We start from the raw sequence: 1,596 nt of genomic DNA on the forward strand, positions 1-1,596 counted from the left end.
GGGCGATGCCGTCTGCGTGTTCGCGCCGGGCGCCGTCCGCAATGCCGGCTCCGTCATGCCCGCAGCGCCGCGGTCGCGGACTTCGCGCCGCTCACGCCTCGCGCGCGGCCGCGGTCGCGGCGGCACCGGCCTTGTCGGGCAGGGTGACCGTCAAGTCCAGTACTTCATGGTCGCCGTCGCGCTTGACCTGGATGTCGATCGCGTCCTGGTCGACGTTGACGTACTTGCGGATCACCTCGAGCAGCTCGCGGCGCAGCAGCGGCAGATAGTCGGGGCTGCCGCGGGCGCTGCGTTCCTGCGCGACGATGATGCGCAGGCGCTCCTTGGCGATGGTCGCGGTCTGCTTGGGGCTGCCGCGCAGGAAATCGAACAGGCCCATGCTCAGCTCCCGAACAGTCGCGACAGGATGCCTTTCTTCGGTGCTTCGAGGAAACGCATCGGACGCTCTTCGCCGAGCAGCCGCGCGACGGCGTCGTCGTAGGCGTGGCCCGCGTGCGAGGCTTCGTCGAGGATGACCGGCACGCCCGCGTTGGACGCGGCCAGTACGCCTTCGGATTCCGGAATCACGCCGAGCACTTCGATGCCGAGGATTTCCTTGACGTCGTCGATGCTCATCATGTCGCCCGCCGCGACACGCGCCGGGTTGTAGCGCGTCAGCAGCAGGTGCTGGGCGACCGGCTCGCCGCCGTTCTCGGCGCGGCGCGTCTTGGAAGAGAGCAGGCCGAGGATGCGGTCGGAGTCGCGCACCGAGGAGACTTCCGGATTGACGACGACCACGGCGCGGTCGGCGAAATACATGGCGAGAAACGCCCCTTTCTCGATGCCCGCCGGCGAATCGCAGATCACGTAGTCGAAGCCCTCGTCCTTGAGCTCGTTGAGCACGCGCTCGACGCCTTCCTTGGTCAGGGCGTCCTTGTCGCGGGTCTGCGACGCGGCCAGCACATGCAGGTTCTCGTAGCGCTTGTCCTTGATCAGCGCCTGCTTGAGCGTGCACTCCTGATGGATGACGTTGACGAAGTCGTACACGACGCGGCGCTCGCAACCCATGATCAGGTCGAGGTTGCGCAGGCCCACGTCGAAGTCGATGACCGCGACCTTCTTGGCGCGCTTGGCCAGACCCACAGCGATCGAGGCGCTGGAAGTGGTCTTGCCGACTCCGCCCTTGCCGGAGGTGATGACGATGAATTCAGTCAAGTTGCTCTCTCCACATTGGCTCTTGTCGCTTTGACGCTACGGACCGAGCCTGGCCAGCAGCAGCTTCTCCCCCTCCAGCCAGACTTGCACGGGCTTGCCGCGCAGATCGGCCGGGATGTCTTCGAATACCCGGTAGTGGCCGGCGATGGACACGAGCTCGGCCTGGAAGTCCTGGCAATAGATGCGCGCGGCCGTGTCGCCCTGGGCGCCGGCGATGGCCTTGCCGCGCAGCGCGGCATAGACGTGGATCGACCCGTCGGCGATGACCTCGGCGCTGTTGCCGACCACGGCCGTGATGACGAGGTCGCTGCCGCGCGCGTAGACCTGCTGGCCCGAGCGCACCGGCTGCGACTGCAGCAGACCGGCCGCGCCGCGTGCCGCGCCCGGCGGAGGCGGCGTGCT

3 protein-coding genes are annotated in these 1,596 nt (G+C 67.7%); all 3 read right to left on the reverse strand.

Annotated elements, in window-relative coordinates; all coding sequences use genetic code 11:
- Positions 1–91: 91 nt before the first annotated feature.
- Complete coding sequence (gene minE, locus NON22_RS24085; protein WP_255910478.1) at positions 92–379, reverse strand: cell division topological specificity factor MinE; 288 nt, start codon at positions 377–379, stop codon at positions 92–94.
- Positions 380–381: 2 nt separating this feature from the next.
- Positions 382–1,194 (reverse strand): septum site-determining protein MinD, encoded by an 813-nt coding sequence (gene minD / locus NON22_RS24090; protein WP_257389520.1) that lies wholly within the window; start codon positions 1,192–1,194, stop codon positions 382–384.
- Between the two features lie 36 nt (positions 1,195–1,230).
- The coding region (gene minC / locus NON22_RS24095; protein WP_257389521.1) for a septum site-determining protein MinC at positions 1,231–1,596 on the reverse strand (366 nt) is incomplete at its 5' end.

It is taken from the genome of Tahibacter caeni, from assembly GCF_024609805.1.
Taxonomy (GTDB): domain Bacteria; phylum Pseudomonadota; class Gammaproteobacteria; order Xanthomonadales; family Rhodanobacteraceae; genus Tahibacter; species Tahibacter caeni.